The following is a 24,138-nucleotide window of genomic DNA, read 5'->3' on the forward strand; positions in this document are numbered from 1 at the left end:
AGCAAGCTGGCTCCTACAGATGATGGGTGAGGGAAACCCCGACCGGTCAAGTGGACGGATCGGGGAGCAGAGTGGCGTCAGAACCCACGGATGATTCGGGACTTGAGGTCGGCGTGGAAGCGATCCGCATTGGATTTGTTAACGCTGCGCACTGACTCGCTACCGGTCACCGAATCCAGAGCCATCGAACGCTTGAGCATCGCCTCGTTTCGATAGGCGTCGATAAAGAACTCGATGTCCCGGTCGCTGGTCAGCTTCGGCCACTTATCGAGGTACAGCGGCAGTTCCGCCGGGCCGGTCTTGAACGAGCAGATGCGCCGGTTGGTGATGGTCGCCTCGCCGATTTCGAACGGCACCCACCAGGACAGCGCGGTTTTCTCCGACACCACTGCCAGCAGGTGCGTGCATTCGCTGATGTTGCGGGTAATCACCCCGGTGATGTCGTCGGTGGTCTGGGATTCGGCATCCAGTACATCAAGGTAGGTCTTGATGCTGGCCTGGATCAGGCGCGTGTTGATTTTGACCGCGTGGGCGCGATCCATGTGGCGGTAGCTGATAAACACTGGCATCAGAAATGTCCCTTGATCGCGAGTTCGCGGTAATAGGCGCCGAGGGCGGTGAGGCGGCAGCCGGTGGAGTGGATGGCGGCGTAGTACATATGCTCGGCGTCTACTGGTTCGATGAGGCTGTGACGGTTGCACTTTTGCAACTGGGCGAAGACGTCGCCGTGCTCCGGGTTGAATTCAGGCTCGGTGGGCTCAAAGCTGGGGGCGAGGGGGTACACCGACTCGGCTTCGGCAAACCATTCGGGGAGTTTGCGCAGGATTTCCTTGGGGATCAGCGGCGACACTTCGCGCAGGGAAATGAACTGCGACACGTTGGTCTTGAACACGGGGCGCTGTTCCCAGGCATCGAGGGCGTTGTCGACAAACGAATAGAGGCTGCCGGGCGTGATCTTGCCCAGGATGTTCGCTGCTCCACCGTGCAGGGCCTGGAGCAATAGTCCGGTGAACACGCCGTGTTGCACGCCTTCCATCGCCGGTTCTTCCTTTTTGCAGGCGGTCAGAATGGTCATGCCTTCGCCGACCACGCTGCCCTCACTGCGCAAGGCACGCAGCTCACCGGCCGAGCCGCTCTGGCAACAATCGAGAATGATCACTTTGTTTTTGATCTTCGTGGCCTTGCTCGCCCAGTTGAGAATGTCGCTGAGGCGAATCCCGTCCTTGGCGCTCTTGTAATCCTGCGGGATCAACATGCCTTCATCGGTGTCGGTGTCGAAGCTGCCGTGGCCGGCAAAATACAGCAGCGCGACATTGCAGTCCCCGGCAAACAGCTCGCGGATCTGGTCTTCGAGCTTTTCCCGGCTCAGGTAGTCCTCGGCGGAGGTCAGCACGATGTTCTTGAAGTTTGGATCGCCATTGGCGTCGGTCTTCAGCACGGAGGCCATGGCCATGGCGTCATTACTGCAACCGCTCAGGCGCGATACATGGGTGTAATCGTTGATGCCGATAAACAGTCCCTTGCGCATGGTTACACCGCCGTATGCTGGCGAATCGCATCGATGATGCTGTTGGTGTTCCACGCACATTCGGCATGTGCCGCGTCACGTACCACCGTGGAAATCCGCTCGGCACCGAACGGCTTGATCGCAATGATCACCTTGCCCATGCGCTTGGCGATCTCGATTTCCTTGTTGATCCACTTGCTGTAGGTGGAGTACATCCCGGCCATGATCAATACCGCCGAACACGGACGAATCTTGTTTTCGATGGCCTCCTCAAGTTGTTTGTCGGTTTTCGCGCCGACAATAGGGTTGTCCGGTGGCACCGAAAAATTCTTGTAGGTGAAACCGGGCTTGGCGTTGAGCAGGCGCACGAGATTGTCGTGGGCGTCGGGGTAGTTCCACGAGTGGCTGATGAACAGATGGTAGGTTTGCATGGGTGTCCCTCGATGTCGCTGGAGTGCGAAGAGGGTTTGAACTTAGGCGATTGCAGGGCGGCCACAAGGGCTGGGTGCGGAAAGAGAAATGCCTTACAAGCGCGCGTGCGGGCGTCTTACAGAAAGGTCTGATGTTTGAGTGGGGGGAAGATCCGGCCGCCGACCGCCCCGCTGAAGGCCGGGCGGTCGGAACATCTGTTTAGTAGCCGTTTTCCGGCAGGCTGGCGATGATCGAGCGGTAGCTGTTCATCCGTTGCTGCTGCACGCGGCCGTCTTCAAGGGCCTTGAGGAGGGCGCAACCGGGTTCGCGGTCATGCTTGCAGTCGCGGAAGCGGCAGGTGCCAAGCAGGTCGTTGAACTCGATGAAGCCGGCTTCGACGTCGGCGCGGCTGACGTGGCCCAGGCCGAATTCGCGGATACCCGGGGAGTCGATCAACTCACCGCCGCCGGGAAAGTGGAACAAGCGCGCGGTGGTGGTGGTGTGAGTACCCTGGCCAGACAGCTCGGACAGCGGGCCGACGCGGGCTTCGACATCCGGCAGCAAGCTGTTGACCAATGACGACTTGCCGACACCGGACTGGCCGACGAACACGCTGATGCGCCCGTCCAGTTGTGCCTGCAACAGTTCCATGCCATTGCCATGGTGCGCAGACACTTCCAGAACCGGATAGCCGAGGGTGCGATACACCGCCAGCAGGGCGTTCAGCGCCGGGGCGTTGTGTTCGTCGATCAGGTCGAATTTGTTCAGCAGTAACAGCGGCTTGATGCCCGCATGCTCGGCCGCCACCAGATAGCGGTCGATCAGGTTGGCGTGGGGTTCAGGCAGCGGTGCAAACACGATGACGATCATGTCGACGTTGGCCGCCACAGGCTTGAGCTGACCACGGCTGTCCGGGCGGCACAGCTCGGTGTTGCGCGGCAGTTGCGCCACGATCACCCCGATGCCCTGGTTGCCGGCACGCCACACCACCTGATCGCCGGTCACCAGCGCCGGCAGGTTGGCACGCAGGTGGCAACGGAACACCTGGCCGGCCAGTTCGCCGTCGCGGGCCTCGACCTCGACCTGCACTCCGAAGTGCGCGATCACCAGACCGTGCTGTTCCGGGCCCAGATCGCCGCCCTCGAGTGCCTCGACAGCCGAGGACTCGCGTTTGGCGGCGCGGGCAGCGCGTTCGCCCTGAATCTTTTCGATGCGCCAGTTTTGGCGGCGATTGAGTTGGCGTTTGGCCATGGGTGTTCCGTATAAAGAATGCAGCGATTAGGTAAAACGGCCGCGAGTTTAGCACGCCCGGCCACCGGCCTAGGCTAAACTGCGCAGCATTGCCTAGGAGCCGACACATGCAAAACCCGCAGAACCTGATCTGGATCGACCTGGAAATGACCGGTCTGAACCCTGATACCGACGTCATTATCGAAATGGCCACCATCGTCACCGACAGTGACCTGAACACACTGGCCGAAGGCCCGGTGATCGCGATTCACCACAGTGACGAAATCCTCGCCGGCATGGACGAGTGGAATACCCGTCAACACGGCGGCTCCGGGCTGACCCAGCGGGTTCGCGACAGCCGCATCAGCATGGCCGAAGCCGAAGCCGAAACCATCGCATTCCTGGAGAAGTGGGTGCCGAAGGGCAAGTCGCCGATCTGCGGCAACAGCATCTGCCAGGATCGTCGCTTCCTTTATACCCACATGAAATCCCTGGAAAGCTATTTCCACTACCGCAACCTCGATGTGTCCACGCTCAAAGAGCTGGCTGCGCGCTGGGCACCGGACGTGCGTGACAGCTTCAAGAAGGGCAGCACCCATCTGGCGCTGGACGACATCCGCGAATCGATCGCTGAACTGCAGCACTACCGCAAGAATTTCATCAAGTTCTGATTTACGGTCGTCCGTTCCGACGAAGGCGTAGGCACAGTCGCCACCAGTGGTCGCGTAGCGCCCTCTTTTGGTGCCTGGGTGAACTGAGTAGACTGCGCGCCTTTCTGCAAGGACCGCCACCATGTTGCTGATGCTCTACCTGATCGCCATCACCACCGAAGCCATGACCGGTGCCCTGTCTGCCGGGCGTCGTGGCATGGACTGGTTCGGTGTGGTGCTGATCGCTTGCGTCACGGCGCTGGGTGGCGGCTCGGTGCGCGATGTGCTGCTCGGGCATTACCCGCTGACGTGGGTCAAACACCCGGAATACCTGGTGCTGACCACGGCTGCCGCCATGATCACGGTGTTCACGGCGCGCTGGATGCGGCATTTGCGCTCACTGTTCCTGGTGCTCGACGCCATGGGCCTGGTGGCTTTCACCCTGATCGGCTGCATCACCGCGCTGGAAATGGGGCATGGCATGTTGGTGGCATCGGTCAGCGGCGTAATCACCGGCGTTTTCGGCGGCATCCTGCGGGACATTTTCTGCAACGATATTCCGCTGATCTTCCGGCGTGAGCTCTATGCCAGCGTGTCGTTTGCGGCGGCGTGGTGCTACATGTTCTGCATCTATCTGCAATTACCCGATGAACAATCGATTCTGATCACCCTGTTCGGTGGTTTTCTGATGCGCTTGCTGGCGATCCGTTTTCATTGGGAAATGCCCAAGTTCGTCTATAACGACGAAGCCTGACGTTCGGCATGTTGCCGCAACGCCCACTCGACATGTTCACGTACCAGCGCCGACGGGTGCTCCCGTCGCGCCTTCAGCGCTTCCAGCACTGGAATCGTTGACGGCGCATTCCCCAAACCTACCGCCAGGTTGCGCAACCAGTTTTCATAGCCCGTGCGGCGCAAGGGCGAGCCTTCGGTGCTGCTCAGGAATTTCTCCTCACCCCACATAAACAGTTCCGCCAGTTCGGCGTTGTCCAGGTTGTGACGTGGCTTGAAGTCGCTTTCACCGGACGGGCGGGCGAAGCGGTTCCAGGGGCAGACAATCTGACAATCATCGCAACCGAACACCCGATTGCCGATCAGCGGCCGCAACTCTTCGGGGATGGCGCCTTTGAGTTCGATGGTCAGGTAGGAAATGCAGCGCCGCGCATCCAGCACATAGGGGCCGACGAAGGCGTTGGTCGGACAGATGTCGAGGCAGGCGCTGCACCGCCCGCAGTGTTCGGTGGCGTGGGGCGGGTCTACCGGCAGCGGCAAGTCAACGAACAGTTCGGCGAGGAAGAAATAACTGCCTGCCTTGCGATTCAAAACCAGAGTGTTTTTGCCGATCCAGCCCAGCCCAGCCTGTTCGGCGATGGCTTTTTCAAGCACGGGGGCACTGTCGACAAAGGCGCGGAAGCCGAACGGTCCGATCTCGGCCTGAATTTTTTCCGCCAGTTGTTGCACGCGTTTGCGGATCAGCTTGTGGTAATCACGGCCCAGGGCGTAACGCGAAACGTAGGCTTTTTCCGGTTGGGCGAGCATTTTTGCCATCTGCGTGTCGCCGGACAGGTAATCCATGCGCAGCGAAACCACGCGCAAAGTGCCCGGCACCAGTTCTTCCGGATGCGAGCGCTTGCTGCCGTGGGCGCCCATGTAGTCCATTTCGCCGTGGTAGCCGGCGGCGAGCCAGCGCTCCAGGTGCTGCTCATGCTCGGCCAGATCGAGGCCGCTGATGCCGACTTGTTGAAAGCCCAGCTCGCGGCCCCAGTCCTTGATGGATTGGGCGAGGGCAGGCAGGTCTGTGGTAATAGCGGGCATGAGGCGAGAGAAACCGGAGCTGAGGTGCGTATAATTCTGCCAGACATCGGAGCCCGAAGACGCATGCCGCACACTAAAGATGAATTACCCGACGTGCTGTACAGCACCGCGCAAGTGCGAGCACTCGACGCGAGCCTGATTGCCGCTGGCACAGCGGGCTTCGAATTGATGCAGCGCGCGGCGCGGGCGACGTGGCGGGCCTTGGTCCGCCAGTGGCCGACGGCGAGCGAATTGAGCGTGCTGGCCGGTCATGGCAACAATGCCGGGGACGGTTATCTGGTGGCGGCGCTGGCCAAGCGTGCCGGTTGGGCAGTGCGGGTACTGGCGGTGGGGGATCCTCAACGCCTGCAGGGCGATGCGGCGTTGGCCCATGCCGAGGCGGTGTCTGAAAAAGTGGTCATCGAGCCCTGGACCGCACAATCCGGATTGCGCGGTATTGTGCTGGATGCTTTGCTTGGCACCGGCTTGAGCGGCGACGTGCGTGAGCCGTATGCCAGTGCCATCGCCGCGATCAACGCCAGCGGGTTGCCGGTTGCGGCGGTGGATATCCCTTCGGGGCTGTGCGCCGATACCGGCCGTGTGCTTGGCTGCGCAGTGTGTGCCGACCTGACGGTGACGTTCATCGGGTTGAAGCTGGGGTTGTTCACCGGTGAGGCGGCGGATGGGGTCGGCGAGTTGGTATTCAATGACTTGCACGCCGATCCGCAGCTGATTGGCGGCGCAGCTTTCACTGCTCGTCGTCTGACTGCCGCAAACCTGCCGCGTCCAGCGCCCCGGCGCCCGACCTCCCATAAAGGCCGATTCGGCCATGTGCTGCTGATCGGTGGTGATCGCGGTTTCGGTGGTGCAATCCTGCTGAGCGCACAAAGTGCGCTGCGCAGCGGTGCGGGCATGGTATCGGTGGCGACCCGCAGCGAACACGTTTGCGCCGCGCTGGCGCGGATCCCCGAGGCGATGGTGCTGGGCACTTCGTCGGCCAATCAGTTGATGGGTTTGCTTCAAAAAGTTTCAGTGTTGGTTGTCGGTCCGGGGCTGGGCCTGGCTGGCTGGGGGCGCAGCTTGTTGTCGGCCGCCGCCAACGCGCCGTTGCCGCAAGTCTGGGACGCCGATGCACTGAATATGTTGGCCGAGGAACGTGTGAGTTTGCCCAAAAATTGTGTGCTCACGCCGCATCCGGGCGAAGCTGCGCGTTTACTCGGAATGAGCACGGCCCAGGTTCAAGCCGATCGACCGGCTGCGGCCCATGCATTGAGTAAAAAATATGCAGCGGTCGTCGTTCTGAAAGGTGCCGGCAGCCTGATCGCCCATCCCGATGGGCGTCTGGCGCTGTGTCATCAAGGGCATCCGGCGATGGCCTCTGCCGGTTTGGGCGATGTGCTGGCCGGTTTGCTCGGCGCGCTGCTGGCCCAGGGCATGGCGGCATTCGACGCGGCCTGCCTGGCGGTCTGGCTGCATGCCAATGCCGGTGAACAACAAGGTAAATTCGGCCGTGGGCTGGCGGCCAGTGATCTTATTCCAGCCATTCGTCAGTTGTTGGAGGAGCAAGCCCCGTGTCTGAAGTAACCCTGTACCTGGCCGATGAGCAGGCCATGAGCGACTTTGGCGCACGCATTGCCCGAATTACCCAAGGCCACGGCCTGATCTTCCTTGAGGGCAACCTGGGGATGGGCAAAACCACGTTGTCCCGAGGCATCATCCGCGGTCTGGGGCATGTCGGGGCAGTAAAAAGTCCGACCTTCACCCTGGTCGAGCCCTACGAGATCGGCGACATTCGCGCTTTCCATTTCGACCTGTATCGCCTGATCGATCCGGAAGAGCTGGAATTCCTCGGCATCCGCGACTACTTCGAAGACGACGCCCTGTGCCTGATCGAGTGGCCCGAAAAAGGTGCAGGCTTTTTGCCAAAGCCTGACCTGACCATTACCATTAGCCCGCAAGACAGCGGACGTTCGCTGAAAATTTTATCCCAGGGTTCGCGTGGCGAGTCCTGGTGTGCCGCTTTGGCATTGGAATCCAAATAGATGATGGGGTTAGGTATGCGCTTTCGCGCGTTGGTGGCTGCCGTAGGGGTGTTGTTTCTGGCGGTGACCGTCGACGCTGTGGCCGATACGAAGGTCAACAGTGTTCGTCTGTGGCGGGCACCGGACAACACGCGACTGGTGTTTGACCTGACCGGCCCGGTGCAACACAGCGTCTTTACCCTGACGGCTCCGGATCGCCTGGTCATTGACATCAATGGCGCGACCCTCGGTGCGCCGCTCAACGTCAACACTTCGAACACCCCGATAACCGCCATGCGCTCGGCTCAACGCACGCCGACCGACCTGCGGGTGGTCATCGACCTGAAAAAGGCCGTGACGCCAAAAAGCTTCTCCCTGGCGCCGAACGCCCAGTACGGCAACCGGTTGGTGGTCGATCTGTTCGATAACGCCGCAGATGCCGCTCCACCTCCAGCGCCTGCACCCTCGGTCGCCACGGTGCCCGCCGTACCGGTAACGCCTGCGGAACCTGCAATCAAGCTGCCACCGGCCCCGGCCGGCAAGCGCGACATCGTTGTGGTGATCGACGCCGGACACGGCGGCGAAGACCCGGGTGCATCGGGTTCTCGCGGTCAGCGTGAGAAAGACGTGGTGTTGCAGATCGCCCGCGAAACGCAGCGTCAGATCAGCGGCATGAAAGGCTTCCGCGCCGAACTGACCCGTACCGGCGACTATTTCATTCCGTTGCGCGGCCGTACCGAAATCGCGCGCAAGAAAGGCGCCGACCTGTTCGTCTCAATCCACGCCGACGCCGCGCCTTCTGCCGCCGCATTCGGTGCTTCGGTATTTGCCCTGTCCGATCGTGGCGCGACCTCAGAGACGGCCCGCTGGCTGGCCGACAGCGAAAACCGTTCCGACCTGATCGGTGGTGCCGGCAACGTCAGCCTCGATGACAAGGACCGCATGCTCGCCGGCGTGCTGCTCGACCTGTCGATGACGGCATCCCTGACGTCCAGCCTGAACGTTGGCCAGAAGGTGCTGAGCAACATTGGCCGGGTTACGCCACTGCACAAGCAGCGGGTCGAGCAGGCCGGGTTCATGGTGCTGAAGTCGCCGGATATTCCGTCGATCCTGGTGGAAACCGGGTTCATCTCCAACGCCAACGAAGCCTCGAAACTCGCGGCATCGAACCACCAGCAGGCGTTGGCGCGTTCGATCAGCAGCGGTGTGCGCCAGTTCTTCCAGCAGAACCCGCCGCCGGGCACTTACATTGCCTGGCTGCGCGACTCCGGCAAGATTGTGCAAGGTCCACGTGACCATCGCGTCAACCCTGGCGAGACCCTGGCGATGATCGCCGTGCGTTATCAGGTGTCGCCAGCCACCCTGCGCAGCGCCAACAACCTGTCGAGCGATGAGCTCAAGATCGGTCAGCACCTGACTATTCCGGGCACTGAATTGGCGGCCAAAGAATGAATCAGGTCCTGAACAGTGGCGCACGAATCGAGCTGCTCAGCCCGCGACTGGCGAACCAGATTGCCGCGGGTGAGGTGGTTGAACGCCCGGCTTCGGTGATCAAGGAATTGCTGGAAAACAGCCTCGACTCCGGTGCCAGACGCATCGATGTCGATGTGGAGCAGGGCGGCGTCAAGTTGCTGCGGGTGCGTGACGATGGCAGCGGCATTTCCGCCGATGACCTGCCGCTGGCCCTGGCCCGTCACGCCACCAGCAAAATTCGCAACCTGGAGGACCTCGAACAGGTCATGAGCCTGGGGTTTCGCGGTGAGGCCCTGGCATCGATCAGCTCCGTCGCGCGCCTGACCCTGACCTCGCGCACCCGCGACGCCGATCAGGCCTGGCAGGTCGAGACCGAGGGCCGGGACATGGCACCCCGTGTGCAGCCTGCGGCCCACCCGGTGGGCACTTCGGTTGAGGTACGTGACCTGTTCTTCAACACGCCGGCGCGGCGCAAGTTTCTCAAGACTGAAAAAACCGAATTCGATCACCTGCAAGAAGTGATCAGGCGTCTGGCCCTGGCGCGCTTCGATGTGGCGTTCCATCTGCGCCATAACGGCAAGACCATCCTTAGTCTGCACGAGGCCCATGATGATGCGGCCCGTGCCCGGCGCGTGGCGGCGATCTGCGGGCCGGGCTTCCTGGAGCAGGCGCTGCCGATCGAAATCGAGCGCAATGGCCTGCATCTATGGGGCTGGGTCGGCTTGCCGACCTTCAATCGTAGCCAGGCGGATTTGCAGTATTTCTTCGTCAATGGCCGTGCCGTGCGCGACAAGCTGGTGGCCCACGCGGTGCGCCAGGCCTATCGTGACGTACTGTTCAACGGTCGGCACCCGACCTTCGTACTGTTTTTCGAGGTCGATCCGACCGGCGTCGACGTCAACGTGCACCCGACCAAGCACGAAGTGCGTTTCCGTGAAGGGCGCATGGTTCACGATTTCCTCTACGGCACCTTGCACCGCGCCTTGGGCGATGTGCGCCCCGACGATCATCTGGCGGCGCCGGTTGCCACGGCCATCGTCCGGCCTACCGGTCTCGAAGCCGGTGAATTCGGCCCCCAGGGCGAAATGCGCCTGGCCGCCAATGCGCTGCTGGAACAGCCTCAGGCTCAGCCGTCGTTCAATACGCCGGCGGGTTCGGGACCTGGCGCGGGTTATCAGTATCAATACACGCCGCGTCCGCAGTCCGGTGTTCCTGTCGCCGAAGCCCAGGCCGCCTACCGCGAGTTTTTTGCGCCGCTGCCCGAGGCCAATGCCGTCGCACTACCGGCCGGGCAGGACGACATCCCGCCGCTCGGTTATGCGCTGGCGCAACTCAAGGGCATCTATATTCTTTCGGAGAACGCCCAGGGTCTGGTGCTGGTGGACATGCATGCCGCCCACGAGCGGATCATGTATGAGCGTCTGAAGGTAGCGATGGCCAGCGAGGGCCTGAGCGGCCAGCCGTTGCTGGTGCCGGAGTCCCTGGCCGTCAGTCAGCGTGAAGCCGATTGCGCCGAGGAGCATGTCGCCTGGTTCCAGCGACTGGGCTTTGAATTGCAGCGCCTGGGCCCGGAAACCCTGGCGATCCGGCAGATTCCGGCACTGCTCAAGCAGGCCGAGGCCAACCGGCTGGTCGCCGACGTCCTGGCCGACCTGATGGAATTCGGCACCAGCGACCGCATTCAGGCGCACCTGAACGAATTGCTCGGAACCATGGCCTGCCACGGTGCGGTTCGTGCCAATCGGCGTTTGGCCCTGCCGGAAATGAATGCTCTGCTGCGTGACATGGAAAACACCGAGCGCAGCGGTCAATGCAACCATGGCCGACCGACCTGGACCCAACTGGGCCTGGACGATCTGGACAAACTGTTCTTGCGCGGTCGTTGATGAGCCAGTTCCCACCTGCGATTTTCCTGATGGGTCCGACCGCCGCCGGCAAGACCGACCTGGCCATCGAGCTCAGCAAAGTCCTGCCTTGCGAGTTGATCAGCGTCGATTCGGCGCTGGTCTACCGTGGCATGGACATCGGCACCGCCAAGCCTTCCAAAGAGCTGCTGGCGCAATATCCGCATCGACTGATCGATATTCTCGACCCGGCCGAGAGCTATTCGGCTGCGGATTTCCGCCGTGACGCCCTGGAGGCCATGGCCGATATCACCGCACGCGGTAAAATACCGCTGCTGGTGGGCGGCACCATGCTCTATTACAAGGCTTTGGTTGAAGGTCTGGCGGATATGCCGGCGGCCGATCCCGACGTCCGCGCGCAGATCGAAGAAGAGGCTGCACGCCTTGGCTGGCAAGCCTTGCACGAACAATTGGCAGTGATCGATCCGGAGTCTGCGGCGCGGATTCACCCGAACGATCCCCAGCGCCTCAGTCGAGCACTGGAAGTTTATCGTGTCAGCGGTCAAAGCATGACTGCCCTGCGTTTGCAACAATCTGTGCAAAGTACTGAAGCAGCCGCTTCGGGACGGCAACAATTGCCCTATACTGTCGCGAACTTGGCCATTGCCCCGGCAAATCGCCAGGTACTGCACGAGCGAATTAAACAAAGATTCACTTTAATGTTGGAACAGGGATTCATTGACGAGGTCGTAGCCCTGCGTAAAAGAGGTGACCTGCATGCCGGGTTGCCGTCTATACGTGCAGTAGGCTACCGCCAAGTCTGGGACTACCTGGATGGCAAGCTGACGTCAGCCGAGATGCAGGAGCGTGGAATCATTGCCACGCGCCAATTGGCGAAACGCCAGTTCACCTGGCTGCGCAGTTGGACTGACCTGCATTGGCTGGACAGTCTGGATTGCGACAATCTGCCGCGCGCCTTGAAATACCTGGGGACCATCTCCATATTGAGCTGAGTCCTTGCAATTGCCGTCTATCCTTGGGGGTGTGGCGGCCAAAGCCATCTGTTTACCTATTTTTTATATTGAATCCTTAAAGGAGTGCGGCACATGTCAAAAGGGCATTCGCTACAAGACCCTTACTTGAATACTTTGCGTAAAGAAAAAGTTGGGGTGTCCATCTACCTGGTCAACGGTATCAAACTGCAAGGCACGATCGAGTCTTTCGACCAATTCGTCATCCTGCTGAAAAACACCGTTAGCCAGATGGTCTACAAACACGCTATCTCTACAGTGGTGCCGGTTCGTCCAATTCGTCTGCCTAGCGCAACCGAATCCGATGCAGGTGACGCTGAGCCAGGTAACGCCTGATAGGAGTCTCCTTTGTTCTTTGAGCGCCACGGTGGTGGTGAACGAACCATTCTCGTTCACTTGGATGGTCAGGACCCTGAGGCGCGCGAAGATCCGCAGGAGTTTCAGGAGTTGGCAATTTCGGCTGGCGCCGAGACCGTCGCGTTTTTCAACGTGCCGCGTCATCGGCCAACCGCCAAAACCCTGATCAGCAGCGGCAAGGTCGAAGAGTTGCGCGACCTGGTCCATGCCGAACAGGTCGATCTGGTGATTTTCAATCACATCCTCACGCCCAGTCAGGAACGTAACCTCGAACGTATTTTCGAGTGTCGCGTGATCGACCGCACGGGTTTGATTCTCGATATCTTCGCCCAACGCGCCCGCACCCATGAAGGCAAGCTCCAGGTCGAACTGGCCCAGCTTGAGCACATGAGTACGCGGCTGGTTCGCGGCTGGACTCACCTTGAACGGCAGAAAGGCGGTATCGGCCTGCGCGGTCCGGGTGAAACCCAGCTGGAAACCGACCGGCGCCTGTTGCGGGTTCGCCTGCGGCAGATCAAGGGGCGCCTGGAAAAGGTCCGCAGCCAGCGTGAGCAATCGCGCCGTGGCCGCAAACGAGCGGACATTCCGACGGTTTCGCTGGTGGGTTATACCAACGCCGGCAAATCGACGCTGTTCAACTCGGTGACCGATTCCGATGTCTTCGCGGCCGACCAGTTGTTCGCCACCCTCGACCCGACCTTGCGCCGACTCGAGCTCGATGACCTCGGCCCGATCGTGCTGGCTGACACCGTGGGCTTCATTCGCCACTTGCCGCACAAGCTGGTCGAGGCTTTTCGGGCTACGCTCGAAGAGTCGAGCAACTCCGACCTGTTGCTGCACGTGATCGACTCCCATGAACCCGAGCGCATGGCCCAGATTGAACAGGTCATGGTGGTGCTCGGAGAGATCGGGGCTCAAGACTTGCCGATCCTGGAGGTCTATAACAAACTCGATTTGCTCGAGGGCGTGGAGCCGCAGATCCAGCGCGATGCCGATGGCAAACCGCAGCGGGTCTGGCTTTCGGCGAAAGATGGTACGGGTCTGGACCTGCTCAAGCAGGCCGTGGCTGAACTGCTTGGCGATGAGTTGTTTGTTGGCACCTTGCGCTTGCCGAATCGATTTGCTCGACTGCGTGCGCAGTTTTTCGAACTCGGTGCTGTACAGAAAGAAGAGCATGACGACGAAGGCATCAGTTTACTGGCCGTTCGTTTGCCACGAGCCGAATTGAATCGGCTGGTGAGTCGCGAAGGTTTGCAACCGATGGAGTTCATCGAGCAACACACTTTGCAATAAAAGCCTGAGAAAGCGGTTGTGCCGTGGTGACAGGCATTCTGTAGCATTGGTCGGCGCGCCGTGGGTGCGTCTTTGCTTTATCAGATGGAGAGCGCTATGGCTTGGAATGAGCCGGGTGGCAACTCGAATAATCAGGATCCTTGGGGTGGCAAGCGTCGTAACAACGGCGACCGCAAGGGGCCACCGGATCTCGACGAGGCCTTCCGAAAGCTGCAGGAAAGCCTGAACGGTTTGTTCGGTGGCGGTAAGAAACGTGGTGGTGACGACGGCGGTGGTCCGGGCAAGAGTGGCGGCTTTGGCGGCCTGCTCGGTATCGGCCTTGTCGTGCTGGCCGCCGTATGGCTGTACAGCGCGGTTTATGTCGTCGACGAGCAGGAGCAAGCCGTGGTGCTGCGCTTCGGCAAGTACTACGAAACCGTGGGTCCGGGCCTGAATATCTACTTCCCGCCGATCGACAGGAAGTACTTGGAAAACGTAACGCGTGAGCGTGCCTATACCAAGCAGGGCCAGATGCTGACTGAAGACGAGAACATCGTCGAAGTGCCACTGACCGTGCAGTACAAGATCAGCAACCTGCAGGACTTCGTGCTGAGCGTCGATCAGCCGGAAATCAGCCTGCAGCACGCGACCGACAGCGCCTTGCGCCATGTGGTGGGTTCCACCGCAATGGACCAGGTGCTGACCGAAGGTCGTGAATTGATGGCCAGCGAGATCAAGGAGCGTCTGCAACGCTTCATGGACACCTATCGCACCGGTATCACCGTCACCCAGGTCAACGTACAGAGCGCAGCGGCACCGCGCGAAGTCCAGGAAGCCTTCGATGACGTGATCCGGGCCCGTGAAGACGAGCAGCGTTCGCGCAACCAGGCTGAAACCTATGCCAACGGCGTCGTGCCGGAAGCCCGTGGTCAGGCCCAGCGCATCCTTGAAGATGCCAATGGCTACCGTGACGAAACCGTCTCGCGCGCCAAGGGTGAGGCTGATCGCTTCACCAAGCTGGTCGCCGAGTACCGCAAGGCTCCTGAAGTCACCCGCCAGCGTCTGTACCTGGACACCATGCAGGAAGTCTTCAGCAACACCAGCAAGGTTCTCGTGACCGGCAACAAGAATGGCCAGAACAACCTGTTGTACCTGCCGCTGGACAAGATGGTCGAAAGTGGTCGCAGCACCAGCACTCCAATGACCGGTGCGGCAGCCACCAGCAATGAAGCGAATGCACGTGCGGCAGCAGATCTGCAGCAACAGCAAGCACGTACCAGGGAGAGTCGCTGATGAGCAATAAATCGCTGATCGCCCTTATTGTCGGCGTCGTCGTGGCGATCGCTGCCTGGAACTGCTTCTACATCGTGGCTCAGACCGAGCGTGCGGTGTTGCTGCAGTTCGGTCGCGTGGTCCAGGCCGATGTTCAGCCAGGTCTGCATGTGAAAGTGCCTTACGTCAATCAGGTGCGCAAATTCGACGCACGCCTGATGACGCTGGATGCACCGACACAACGCTTCCTGACGCTGGAAAAGAAAGCCGTGATGGTCGATGCCTTCGCCAAGTGGCGCGTGAAGGACGCAGAGCGTTTCTACACCGCGACTTCCGGCCTCAAGCAGATTGCCGACGAGCGTCTGTCTCGTCGTCTGGAGTCGGGCCTGCGTGACCAGTTCGGTAAGCGCACCTTGCACGAAGTGGTCTCCGGTGAGCGCGATGCGCTGATGGCTGACATTACTTCTTCGCTGAACAAGATGGCTGAAAAAGAACTGGGCATCGAAGTTGTCGATGTTCGGGTCAAGACCATCGACCTGCCGAAAGAAGTGAACCGCAGCGTGTTCGAACGTATGAGCACCGAGCGTGAGCGTGAAGCTCGCGAGCACCGCGCCAAGGGTAACGAACTGGCCGAAGGCATCCGTGCCGACGCCGATCGTCAACGCCGCGTGCTGCTGGCTGAAGCCTATCGTGAATCCGAGGAGGTTCGCGGTGACGGTGATGCCCAGGCCGCTGCGATCTATTCCAAGGCCTATGGTCAGGATCAGGAGTTCTACGCGTTCTACCGTAGCCTGCGCGCCTACCGTGAAAGCTTCGCGAACAAATCCGACGTCATGGTCCTCGACCCAAGCAGTGACTTCTTCCACTACCTGGAAAAAGCCAAGCCTTGATACGACGTTGACCTGAATCCTCCCGCCGGGCGGCTAAAACCTCTGGCGGGGTGATCCTTTGGGAAAACGTGTGTATGATGCGGCAGCCGGGAAATTCCCGGCTTTTTTGCGTCTGCATGTTTGATTGCTGTTTTTAAGCAGATGCCGGGCCGATGGGCTCGACAGTTTTTCGAGGAAAGTGGTCAGCGAAGCCGGTAGAAGGGCTTTTCGCTCCGTCGCTCATGCGCGTGGTTTGTGCATGAGCCGATCATTTTCTGCTTCACTCAAGGATCGCCGACAGGCTGGTCGCCCGGATATAGGGGAAGGCGTAATGGCAACGGTAGACCGCTGGCTTCTGCCAGATGGCATCGAAGAAGTACTGCCACCGGAAGCGGCGCGTATTGAAGTCGCGCGTCGTCAGGTGTTGGATCTGTTCCAGAGCTGGGGTTACGAGTTTGTCGTGACTCCCCATATCGAGTACCTGGAATCCCTGCTGACCGGCGCAGGCCAGGACCTGGATTTGCGCACCTTCAAGGTCATCGACCCGCAATCGGGCCGGCAGATGGGTTTCCGTGCCGACATCACGCCGCAAGTGGCGCGCATCGATGCGCATACCCTGCGTCGCGAAGGTCCGAGCCGTCTGTGCTATGCCGGTAGCGTGCTGCATGCTCAGCCTCGCGCCTTGTCGTCCTCGCGCAGCCCGATTCAGCTGGGTGCGGAGTTGTACGGCGACGGCAGCCCAAGCAGCGACGTCGAAGTCATCAGCCTGATGCTCGCCATGCTGCAACTGGCCGATGTGCCGGATGTGCACATGGACCTCGGTCATGTCGGCATCTATCGTGGCCTGGCCCGCGCTGCCGGTTTGTCCGGTGAAGTCGAGCAGCAGTTGTTCGACGCATTGCAACGCAAGGCCATCGATGAGGTCATTACCTTGACCGAGGGCTTGCCTGCCGATCTGTCGGGTATGCTGCGCGCGTTGGTCGATCTGTGTGGCGGTCGTGAAGTGCTGGCTGCGGCCCGTGAGCGTTTGGCCAAGGCGCCGGCACAGGTGACGGCGGCGCTGGACGACTTGCTGGCGATTGCCGAGCGGCTGTCCGTGCGTTTCCCTGAGCTGCCGCTGTATTTCGACCTGGGCGAGCTGCGCGGTTACCACTACCACACGGGTGTGGTGTTCGCCGTGTTCGTGCCGGGTGTTGGGCAGTCCATTGCCCAGGGCGGTCGTTACGATGACATCGGCGCCGACTTCGGTCGCGCCCGTCCGGCTACCGGCTTCTCCACCGATTTGAAAACCCTGGTGACCCTGGGGCGTGCTGAGATCGAGCTACCGTCTGGCGGTATCTGGATGCCTGACAGTACGGATGCGGCACTCTGGCAGCAGGTTTGCCAGTTGCGCAGTGAGGGTCAGCGTGTCGTTCAGGCCTTGCCTGGACAACCTTTGGCCGCCGCCCGTGAAGCGGACTGCGACCGGCAATTGATTCAGCAGAACGGGCTTTGGCAAGTATCGCCACTGGCTTCTTGAGTTTTCCCGCCGGCTGCCGCCGGCACCAAGTTTGCGCGAATGAGGACAAGTGTTATGGGTAAGAATGTCGTAGTCCTGGGCACCCAGTGGGGTGATGAGGGCAAAGGCAAGATCGTTGATCTGCTGACCGAACATGCTGCCGCCGTAGTGCGTTACCAAGGTGGCCACAACGCTGGTCACACCCTGGTGATCGACGGTGAGAAGACCGTCTTGCACCTGATCCCGTCGGGCGTGCTGCGCGAAGGCGTGCAGTGCCTGATCGGCAACGGCGTGGTGGTTGCACCTGACGCCCTGATGCGGGAAATCGTCAAGCTGGAAGAGAAAGGCGTACCGGTGCGCGAGCGCCTGCGTATCAGCCCTTCCTGCCCGCTGATCCTGTCCTACCACGTAGCGCTGGACCAGGCCCGTGAAAAGGCCCGTGGCGAGCTGAAGATCGGCACCACCGGTCGCGGCATCGGCCCGGCGTACGAAGACAAGGTTGCACGTCGCGGCCTGCGCATCGGTGACCTGTTCCACCGCGAGCGTTTCGCCGCCAAGCTGGGCGAGTTGTTGGATTACCACAACTTCGTACTGGTCAATTACTACAAAGAGCCGGCCATCGACTTCCAGAAGACTCTGGACGAGTGCATGGAATACGCCGAGCTGCTCAAGCCAATGATGCTGGACGTCACCGCCGAACTGCACAATCTGCGTCGCGCGGGCAAAGACATCATGTTCGAAGGCGCCCAGGGCTCCCTGCTGGACATCGACCACGGTACCTACCCGTACGTCACCAGCTCCAACACCACCGCTGGCGGTATCGCGACCGGTTCCGGTGTTGGCCCGATGTTCCTGGATTACATCCTCGGCATCACCAAGGCCTACACCACCCGTGTGGGTTCGGGTCCGTTCCCGACTGAGCTGTTCGACGATGTAGGTGCGTTCCTGGCCAAGCGTGGCCACGAGTTCGGCGCCACCACTGGCCGTGCCCGTCGTTGTGGCTGGTTCGATGCCGTCATCCTGCGTCGCGCTATCGACGTCAACAGCATCTCGGGCCTGTGCCTGACCAAGCTGGACGTTCTGGACGGCCTGGAAACCATCAACATCTGTGTTGGCTACAAAAACGCTGACGGTGCAGTGATCGACGCACCGACCGACGCCGACAGCTACATCGGCCTGGAGCCGGTGTACGAAGAAATGCCGGGCTGGAGCGAGTCGACCCTGGGTGCCAAGACCCTGGAAGAACTGCCGCAGGCTGCGCGTAACTACATCAAGCGTGTCGAAGAGCTGGTCGGCGCGCCGATCGACATTATTTCGACGGGCCCGGATCGCAACGAAACCATCGTTCTGCGTCATCCGTTTGCTTGATAAGTCGTTGATGTAAAACACAAAGGCTCCTTAATCGGGGCCTTTGTCGTATTTGTCTGCAGGACGGCATGACCTTTGCTGTGAACATTAAAAAAAGCATTGCTTCCGGCGTGCTATCAATTTAATGGCGCCAAAGCAGAGGGATTTCAGATGTCGGCCGTTCTCTCATTGTTACAAAGCCGTTTGTTGCGGCCCGTGTTCGTTACCCTTGGTATCGCCCTTTTGGTGCAGGTGTTGGTGGCTGTTGCTCTGACCCGGAGCACGGTGACCGCGCTGGAAGCCGATCTGGGCCTGCGCCTGGGCGCGGACAGTCAAAAGCTTTCCGCTGAGCTTGAACAGGCAGGGCGTGAAGTCACGTCCAGTCTGGACAATCTCTCTACCAGCACGCGTCAGCGCCTCACGGCCGGTTTGTCCTCGCGACTGGAGGAAGAGCAGGCGCAATTGCGTTCGACCCTGGAAAAGGACCTGAAGGACTCCGCTAGCGACATGGCGCAGCTTCTGGCTTCCGTCGCGCCCCGCGCCATGTGGGACAACGATGTTCCAACACTTTCCGAGTTCGCCCGCCGGGCCCAGCGCAATCCCAATGTACTGTTCGTGGTGTATGACGACGCTACCGGCCAGCACCTGACGCGCTACCTCAACCGGGAAAACCCGATCAACAAGGCACTGCTGGAAAAAGGACAGGGCGAGCGGGCACTCGACAAGGTACTGGATGCGGCGAAGAACGATCCGTCGGTGTTCTACGTCGAGGCCTCGATCAACCCCAATGGCGTGGAAATCGGCAAGGTCCTGATGGGGGTCTCGACCGCGTCGGTGGAGACCGATCTCGCGGCCCTGGACAAGCGCTTCTCGGCCTTGATCGCCAGCAGCGATCAACTGGTGGGCGATAGCCTGAAAGGCGCGGCGGCTGACAGTGCGGCGGCCATGCGCTCGCGCCTGCAGTCAGCGCAGTCCACAGCGGCGGAAATGAAGGCCAATACCACCGGCACCGTACAGGAAGCTGCTGCGACATTACGCTGGCGCATCGGTGTGTGTCTGGCGGTGGTGGGTTTTGGTGTCCTGCTATTGTTGGCGGTGGTGCTCGGTCGCCGAGTGGTCAATCGCCTGAAAATGCTGATCGTTGCCATGGATGACCTGGCAGCGGGCGAGGGCGATCTGACCAAGCGAGTGCAGATCAGCAGCAAAGATGAAATCGGCGACATGGCCTCGGCGGTCAATCGCTTTGTGGATAAGTTGCAGCCGATCGTGCGCGAGGCGGGCGATGTGGCTCAGCGTACCGGTGTGGAAATTGGCGCCATGACCTTGCGCAACGCCGGCGCGGACGCGGCGGCTGGCATGCAGCGCGACGAGGTGGCGGAGAGTTTGCGTGCGCTGTCGCAAATGGCTGATGAAGCCCAGTCGGAAAGCCATGCCATGCAGGCGGCGCTGAAGCAGGTCGTGGACATTCGTCAGGCCACCGATGAAAACACCCGGACTTCGGCGAAAGTCGGCAGCCTGATCGAGGAACTGGCGGGGCAGGTCAATACCGGCGCGCAAGTCATCGAGCGACTGGCACAGCAAAGCGAGCAGATCGAAGTGGTGTTGACGGTGATTCATGGTATCGCCGAGCAGACCAACCTGCTGGCGCTGAACGCGGCTATTGAAGCGGCGCGTGCTGGCGAGACCGGGCGCGGGTTTGCGGTGGTGGCCGATGAGGTGCGGGCGCTGGCGAGCAAGACGCAGAGCTCCACTGGCGATATTCAGGCGCACATCGTTGCGTTGCAGCAAGGCGCGCGTGAGGCGGTGGCGGCGATTGGTCAGGCCGGGCGACAGGCCAGTGAAGGTTTGCTGGTGTTGCGTGACAGTGCGCGGTTGCAGCAGTCGGTGCAGGCATCCGTCGAGCAGGTCCATGCGGCGATCGGTCTGGCCACTCAGGCCGCGGCGCATCAGGCGCAGGGCGCACAGGCAGTGCGGGGGCGGGTCCAGACCATTCACGCCCAGGCCGAGAAGGCGGCGCAAGCTGTCGTGGAGACCACGGCGAGCGGCAAGGTGCTCGATGGACTGGCGGCGCAGTTGAAGGCGAGCCTGGGGCAGTTCCGGGCGTAATGCTTTGTCAGGGATGGCCTCATCGCGAGCAGGCTCGCTCCCACATTTGATCTCGGGCGGTCACAAAATTTGTGTCCGCCGATGAGCCCTGTGGGAGCGGGCTTGCTCGCGAATACGGTCTCAACGGCTCAGATACATCCGGGTCGTAAGCAGATAGACCGGCAACCCCGACACCAATATCAACAACGCCGCATAAGGCGCCGCCGCCGCAAATTCAACATTCGCGGTATGCGCCCAGACTTCCGTTGCCAGGGTGTTCAGCCCGGTGGGGCTCAACAGCAAGGTTGCCGTCAGTTCCTTCATCGCATCCAGGAATACCAGTGCAAAAGCCGCGCCCAGTGCCGGGAAAATAATCGGCAGTGTCACTCGGCAGAACGCACTGAATGACGATGCGCCCAGTGTGCGAGCCGCTTCCTCGAGTTGCGGCGCTGCCTTGTTCAGGGCGGTGCGGATCGGCGCCTGGGCCAACGGCAGAAACAGCAGGGCATAAGCGATCAGCAGCAGTGCCGAGGTCTGGTACAGCGCCGGCACATAGTGCAGGGCGAAATACACCAGTGTCAGCGCGATCACCAGCCCAGGCAGCGCGTGCAGCAGATATGGCAAGCGCTCGGCCCAGATCGCCAGTTGACCTTTGTAGCGCACGACCAGCAGGCCAACCGGCACCGCCAGTACCAGGCACAGCGCTGCGCCACCCAGTGACAGTGCGAGGGATGACAGCAGTGCCTCGCCGATTGCCGCCACGGGAAAGGCGGCCGAGGATCCCACCGCCAGCCAGTAGGCCAGCATGCCGAGCGGTATCCCGCTACCGATGATTGCCAGCAGCAGGCAATAAAGCTGTCCCGCCACTGCCCACGGTCCCAGTTGCACCTGCTCGGCATTGCGCGCCGCGCCTTGGCCGGTGCGCACATGTCGGCCTTTGCCGCGTACGCGAAACTCCAGCCACAGCAACATCAGGCACAGCGCCAGCAGTACTGCTGAAAGCATGGCTGCGTTGGCATTACTGAACTCCAGCTCGAACTGCTGATAGATCGCCGTGGTGAAGGTTTGCAGGCCGATGATCGACAAAGCGCCGAACTCCACCAGCATGTGCAGCGCAATCAGCAATGAACCCGCCAGCAGCGAAGGCCAGAGCAGGGGCAGGGTGACGCGGAAAAACACGCCCCAGCGATTCTGGCCCAAGGTGCGGGCCGACTCTTCCAGGGACGGATCGAGATTGCGCAGGGTCGCCGCCACGGGCAGAAAAATCAGCGGGTATTTGGACAGGCTCATCACCAGGATCGCCCCGCCGAGTCCTTCAAAGTGGGCGCTCAGCGAAACCCAGGTGAAGCTGCTGACAAACGCAGGCACGGCGAACGGCAGGCACAGAATCACCCCCCATAACCGCCGTCCGGAAAGATTGCTGCGTTCCAGTAGCCATGCCAGGGACAAGCCGATCACGCCGCAGGTGACGGTTACGCCGAGCATCAGTGCGAGGGTGTTGCGCAGCAGGCCGAATACGTAGGGCCGCCATAGCAGGTGCAAGGCTTCGGCCCAGCCTGCCTGCCAGGCTTTGAGTCCGACATAGGCCAGCGGCAGGAGGCTGAGTACGACCAGCAGCAATACCGGCAACACCAACCCGATCGGCGGACGCTTGCGGCGGGGCGAGTTGTTGCTGCGCAGGCGGGTGGCAGATAGCGATGCGCTCATCAGTTCAGGCCAACGTCACGTTCCAGATCCAGGGCTTCTTCGGCATTTCCCAGGTCGGCTGGCGTGACTTTCGGTGCTTCCAGCTCGCTGAATGGCTTGAGCCCGCGATCAGATTCCATGCCTTTGTGCAGAGGGTATTCGGCGGTGGTCTGAGTGATCACGCGCTGGCCTTCTTCGCTGGCCATGTAGGCGAGCAATTGCTGGGCTTCTTTGGGGTGTTTGCTGGATTTGAGTACTGCAGCGCTGGAAACGGTGATGAGTCCGCCGACATCGCCGCCGGTGAAGTAATGCAGTTTCGAGTCGAGCTGGCCTTTTTCACGCTGCAGGGCGAACCAGTAGTAGTTGTTGACCAGCACGGTGGCCACTTCGCCATTTTCCACGGCTTTCAATGCAACCATGTTGTTGCTGTAGGTCTTGCCGAATGCGCGCAGCCCGGTCAGCCATTCTTCGGCGGCGTCCATGCCGTGCACTTTGATGATCGCGACGGCTTGTTCCTGGAAGGCGCCACTGGTGGGCACAAAGCCGACCTTGCCTTGCCATTTGGGGTTTGAGAATTCCATTACCGAGGTCGGCAAGTCTTTTTCATCGATCAGCTTGTGGTTGTAGGCGACTACGCGCACCCGGGCAGTCACGCCGATCCAGGTGCCATTGCTGGCGACGTATTCCTTGGGCAGAACGGCCAGCGTGGCATCGTCCGTCTTGGCTAGCAGGCCTTGTTCGCCAAGTTTGTTCAGTGGCGGCGATTCTTCGGTGTAGATCACGTCGGCGGGGGAGCGATCGCCTTCTTCGACGACCTGGCTGGCGAGCTGGTTGCTGCTGCCTTTGCGCACATTGACGTGGATGCCGGTCTTGGCTTCGAAGGCCTTGGCGACCGCGTCGCCGACTTCTTTGTGCTGGCCATTGTAGAGGGTCAGGGCAACCGGATCGGCGGCTTGGGTGAGGGGAGTGGCGAGTGCCAGGCCGAGCAGGGTAGTGGTCAAGCCGCGGCGCAGGGTATTTCGAAACATCATTCGCAGGGTTCCTCACTGTCGCATTGCAAAAACTTGCAACAATGATAAACGATATTGTTTCTCAAATGCGCCTTGCGGGTTGGATTTGCTTTTGGTACGGGCTGCCGATGTCCCTGTAGGAGCGAGCCTGCTCGCGATGGTCTCCAACGATAACGCGGGTGCCTGCATGCCAGTGTTGTCTGAGCATGCATCGCGAGCAGGCTCGCTCCTACAGAAGGGCGGTAGAGAGCATTTCTGGATGCCAGAAACGCAAAAACCCGCTTTCGCGGGTTTTTGTGAAATTCAAGGCCGTAACCTTGAACTTGAATTGGTGCCCAGAAGAAGACTCGAACTTCCACGACCGTAAGGTCACCAGCACCTGAAGCTGGCGTGTCTACCAATTTCACCATCTGGGCAATCATCTTCAGCGTTGCCGCTGTTGATGTGGCGCACTATACGGAGAGCGTTTTGATCTGTAAACCCCTGATTTTAAAATTAATAAACCAGGGGCTAAAAATGCAAAAACCCGCTTTCGCGGGTTTTTGTGTGAGTCTTGAAATTGATCTAATCTCAAGCTCGAAATTGGTGCCCAGAAGAAGACTCGAACTTCCACGACCGTAAGGTCACCAGCACCTGAAGCTGGCGTGTCTACCAATTTCACCATCTGGGCAGTATCGGCAACGTTGTCCGTCGTCGATGGCGCGCACTATACGGAGCGTCTTTTTAACTGTAAACCCCCGACATTAAAAAAACCTGAAAAATTTCGTCAGCGGTCTTCAAA

The 24,138-nt window shown here is 60.6% G+C and carries 21 protein-coding genes and 2 tRNA genes; 14 read left to right on the plus strand and 9 right to left on the minus strand.

Annotated features, from left to right (window positions below):
* Positions 1-77: 77 nt before the first annotated feature.
* The 4 genes from ACEN8Z_RS05160 to rsgA form a co-directional block, all read right to left on the minus strand.
* A complete protein-coding gene (locus ACEN8Z_RS05160) occupies positions 78-569 on the minus strand; it encodes a toll/interleukin-1 receptor domain-containing protein (RefSeq protein WP_310064323.1) in 492 nt (163 codons plus the stop codon).
* A complete protein-coding gene (locus ACEN8Z_RS05165) occupies positions 569-1,528 on the minus strand; it encodes a caspase family protein (RefSeq protein WP_116262983.1) in 960 nt (319 codons plus the stop codon). Before ACEN8Z_RS05165 ends, ACEN8Z_RS05160 begins: the two co-directional genes overlap by 1 nt.
* A 2-nt stretch (positions 1,529-1,530) precedes the next feature.
* A complete protein-coding gene (locus ACEN8Z_RS05170; protein WP_007995042.1) occupies positions 1,531-1,938 on the minus strand; it encodes a TIR domain-containing protein in 408 nt (135 codons plus the stop codon).
* A gap of 199 nt (positions 1,939-2,137) precedes the next feature.
* Positions 2,138-3,169: a small ribosomal subunit biogenesis GTPase RsgA gene (gene rsgA / locus ACEN8Z_RS05175; protein ID WP_108230443.1), complete on the minus strand. Its 1,032-nt coding sequence runs from the start codon at positions 3,167-3,169 to the stop codon at positions 2,138-2,140.
* Between the two features lie 107 nt (positions 3,170-3,276).
* Here rsgA and orn point away from each other — a divergent pair, with 107 nt between their 5' ends.
* Entirely contained in the window at positions 3,277-3,819 is a 543-nt protein-coding gene (orn, locus tag ACEN8Z_RS05180; protein ID WP_007939601.1) for an oligoribonuclease, read from the plus strand.
* Between the two features lie 121 nt (positions 3,820-3,940).
* Positions 3,941-4,552, plus strand: coding sequence for a trimeric intracellular cation channel family protein (locus ACEN8Z_RS05185; RefSeq protein WP_495596967.1), 612 nt, complete (start codon positions 3,941-3,943; stop codon positions 4,550-4,552).
* On the opposite strand, the gene queG is transcribed toward ACEN8Z_RS05185, so the two are convergent.
* The gene (queG, locus tag ACEN8Z_RS05190) at positions 4,534-5,613 is read right to left on the minus strand and encodes a tRNA epoxyqueuosine(34) reductase QueG (protein ID WP_495596968.1); all 1,080 of its coding nucleotides are present in this window, start codon (positions 5,611-5,613) and stop codon (positions 4,534-4,536) included. The genes ACEN8Z_RS05185 and queG overlap by 19 nt on opposite strands.
* A 63-nt stretch (positions 5,614-5,676) precedes the next feature.
* Here queG and ACEN8Z_RS05195 point away from each other — a divergent pair, with 63 nt between their 5' ends.
* The 12 genes from ACEN8Z_RS05195 (at position 5,677) to ACEN8Z_RS05250 (ending at position 20,682) form a co-directional block, all read left to right on the plus strand.
* Positions 5,677-7,176 (plus strand): NAD(P)H-hydrate dehydratase, encoded by a 1,500-nt coding sequence (locus ACEN8Z_RS05195; protein ID WP_495596969.1) that lies wholly within the window; start codon positions 5,677-5,679, stop codon positions 7,174-7,176.
* Complete coding sequence (gene tsaE, locus ACEN8Z_RS05200; protein ID WP_495596970.1) at positions 7,164-7,634, plus strand: tRNA (adenosine(37)-N6)-threonylcarbamoyltransferase complex ATPase subunit type 1 TsaE; 471 nt, start codon at positions 7,164-7,166, stop codon at positions 7,632-7,634. The genes ACEN8Z_RS05195 and tsaE overlap by 13 nt, the downstream gene beginning before the upstream one ends.
* Entirely contained in the window at positions 7,635-9,065 is a 1,431-nt protein-coding gene (locus ACEN8Z_RS05205) for an N-acetylmuramoyl-L-alanine amidase (RefSeq protein WP_007995025.1), read from the plus strand.
* On the plus strand, positions 9,062-10,972 hold the full coding sequence (gene mutL, locus ACEN8Z_RS05210) for a DNA mismatch repair endonuclease MutL (RefSeq protein WP_495596971.1): 1,911 nt from the start codon (positions 9,062-9,064) through the stop codon (positions 10,970-10,972). Before ACEN8Z_RS05205 ends, mutL begins: the two co-directional genes overlap by 4 nt.
* Complete coding sequence (miaA, locus tag ACEN8Z_RS05215; protein ID WP_495596972.1) at positions 10,972-11,943, plus strand: tRNA (adenosine(37)-N6)-dimethylallyltransferase MiaA; 972 nt, start codon at positions 10,972-10,974, stop codon at positions 11,941-11,943. The genes mutL and miaA overlap by 1 nt, the downstream gene beginning before the upstream one ends.
* A gap of 93 nt (positions 11,944-12,036) precedes the next feature.
* Entirely contained in the window at positions 12,037-12,297 is a 261-nt protein-coding gene (gene hfq / locus ACEN8Z_RS05220; protein ID WP_003221112.1) for an RNA chaperone Hfq, read from the plus strand.
* Positions 12,298-12,309: 12 nt separating this feature from the next.
* On the plus strand, positions 12,310-13,611 hold the full coding sequence (gene hflX / locus ACEN8Z_RS05225) for a ribosome rescue GTPase HflX (RefSeq protein WP_495596973.1): 1,302 nt from the start codon (positions 12,310-12,312) through the stop codon (positions 13,609-13,611).
* 96 nt (positions 13,612-13,707) lie between these two features.
* Positions 13,708-14,883: an FtsH protease activity modulator HflK gene (gene hflK, locus ACEN8Z_RS05230; RefSeq protein ID WP_495596974.1), complete on the plus strand. Its 1,176-nt coding sequence runs from the start codon at positions 13,708-13,710 to the stop codon at positions 14,881-14,883.
* Entirely contained in the window at positions 14,883-15,752 is an 870-nt protein-coding gene (hflC, locus tag ACEN8Z_RS05235) for a protease modulator HflC (RefSeq protein WP_204933348.1), read from the plus strand. Before hflK ends, hflC begins: the two co-directional genes overlap by 1 nt.
* 310 nt (positions 15,753-16,062) lie before the next feature.
* A complete protein-coding gene (locus tag ACEN8Z_RS05240) occupies positions 16,063-17,250 on the plus strand; it encodes an ATP phosphoribosyltransferase regulatory subunit (protein ID WP_007983998.1) in 1,188 nt (395 codons plus the stop codon).
* A 54-nt stretch (positions 17,251-17,304) separates the two neighbouring features.
* On the plus strand, positions 17,305-18,597 hold the full coding sequence (locus tag ACEN8Z_RS05245) for an adenylosuccinate synthase (protein WP_007984000.1): 1,293 nt from the start codon (positions 17,305-17,307) through the stop codon (positions 18,595-18,597).
* A gap of 150 nt (positions 18,598-18,747) precedes the next feature.
* Positions 18,748-20,682: a methyl-accepting chemotaxis protein gene (locus tag ACEN8Z_RS05250; protein ID WP_495596975.1), complete on the plus strand. Its 1,935-nt coding sequence runs from the start codon at positions 18,748-18,750 to the stop codon at positions 20,680-20,682.
* A 120-nt stretch (positions 20,683-20,802) separates the two neighbouring features.
* Here ACEN8Z_RS05250 and ACEN8Z_RS05255 read toward each other — a convergent pair whose 3' ends face one another.
* The 4 genes from ACEN8Z_RS05255 to ACEN8Z_RS05270 form a co-directional block, all read right to left on the minus strand.
* Complete coding sequence (locus ACEN8Z_RS05255) at positions 20,803-22,368, minus strand: ABC transporter permease (RefSeq protein WP_495596976.1); 1,566 nt, start codon at positions 22,366-22,368, stop codon at positions 20,803-20,805.
* Positions 22,368-23,378 (minus strand): extracellular solute-binding protein, encoded by a 1,011-nt coding sequence (locus ACEN8Z_RS05260; RefSeq protein WP_495596977.1) that lies wholly within the window; start codon positions 23,376-23,378, stop codon positions 22,368-22,370. Before ACEN8Z_RS05260 ends, ACEN8Z_RS05255 begins: the two co-directional genes overlap by 1 nt.
* Positions 23,379-23,686: 308 nt before the next feature.
* A tRNA-Leu gene (locus tag ACEN8Z_RS05265) sits at positions 23,687-23,773 on the minus strand.
* A 167-nt stretch (positions 23,774-23,940) separates the two neighbouring features.
* Positions 23,941-24,027: transfer RNA gene (locus ACEN8Z_RS05270), tRNA-Leu, on the minus strand.
* Positions 24,028-24,138: the final 111 nt, after the last annotated feature.

It is taken from the genome of Pseudomonas sp. Pseusp10 (assembly GCF_059492225.1).

Excerpts from the sequence above, each read along its gene's own strand:
- rsgA (WP_108230443.1), bottom strand. The coding sequence starts at position 3,169 with ATGGCCAAACGCCAACTCAATCGCCGCCAAAACTGGCGCATCGAAAAG.
- ACEN8Z_RS05250 (WP_495596975.1), top strand. The coding sequence starts at position 18,748 with ATGTCGGCCGTTCTCTCATTGTTACAAAGCCGTTTGTTGCGGCCCGTG.
- ACEN8Z_RS05185 (WP_495596967.1), top strand. The coding sequence starts at position 3,941 with ATGTTGCTGATGCTCTACCTGATCGCCATCACCACCGAAGCCATGACC.
- hfq (WP_003221112.1), top strand. The coding sequence starts at position 12,037 with ATGTCAAAAGGGCATTCGCTACAAGACCCTTACTTGAATACTTTGCGT.
- queG (WP_495596968.1), bottom strand. The coding sequence starts at position 5,613 with ATGCCCGCTATTACCACAGACCTGCCTGCCCTCGCCCAATCCATCAAG.
- hflK (WP_495596974.1), top strand. The coding sequence starts at position 13,708 with ATGGCTTGGAATGAGCCGGGTGGCAACTCGAATAATCAGGATCCTTGG.
- ACEN8Z_RS05160 (WP_310064323.1), bottom strand. The coding sequence starts at position 569 with ATGCCAGTGTTTATCAGCTACCGCCACATGGATCGCGCCCACGCGGTC.
- orn (WP_007939601.1), top strand. The coding sequence starts at position 3,277 with ATGCAAAACCCGCAGAACCTGATCTGGATCGACCTGGAAATGACCGGT.
- ACEN8Z_RS05255 (WP_495596976.1), bottom strand. The coding sequence starts at position 22,368 with ATGAGCGCATCGCTATCTGCCACCCGCCTGCGCAGCAACAACTCGCCC.
- ACEN8Z_RS05165 (WP_116262983.1), bottom strand. The coding sequence starts at position 1,528 with ATGCGCAAGGGACTGTTTATCGGCATCAACGATTACACCCATGTATCG.
- mutL (WP_495596971.1), top strand. The coding sequence starts at position 9,062 with ATGAATCAGGTCCTGAACAGTGGCGCACGAATCGAGCTGCTCAGCCCG.
- ACEN8Z_RS05170 (WP_007995042.1), bottom strand. The coding sequence starts at position 1,938 with ATGCAAACCTACCATCTGTTCATCAGCCACTCGTGGAACTACCCCGAC.
- ACEN8Z_RS05245 (WP_007984000.1), top strand. The coding sequence starts at position 17,305 with ATGGGTAAGAATGTCGTAGTCCTGGGCACCCAGTGGGGTGATGAGGGC.
- ACEN8Z_RS05260 (WP_495596977.1), bottom strand. The coding sequence starts at position 23,378 with ATGATGTTTCGAAATACCCTGCGCCGCGGCTTGACCACTACCCTGCTC.
- ACEN8Z_RS05205 (WP_007995025.1), top strand. The coding sequence starts at position 7,635 with ATGATGGGGTTAGGTATGCGCTTTCGCGCGTTGGTGGCTGCCGTAGGG.
- miaA (WP_495596972.1), top strand. The coding sequence starts at position 10,972 with ATGAGCCAGTTCCCACCTGCGATTTTCCTGATGGGTCCGACCGCCGCC.
- hflC (WP_204933348.1), top strand. The coding sequence starts at position 14,883 with ATGAGCAATAAATCGCTGATCGCCCTTATTGTCGGCGTCGTCGTGGCG.
- ACEN8Z_RS05240 (WP_007983998.1), top strand. The coding sequence starts at position 16,063 with ATGGCAACGGTAGACCGCTGGCTTCTGCCAGATGGCATCGAAGAAGTA.
- ACEN8Z_RS05195 (WP_495596969.1), top strand. The coding sequence starts at position 5,677 with ATGCCGCACACTAAAGATGAATTACCCGACGTGCTGTACAGCACCGCG.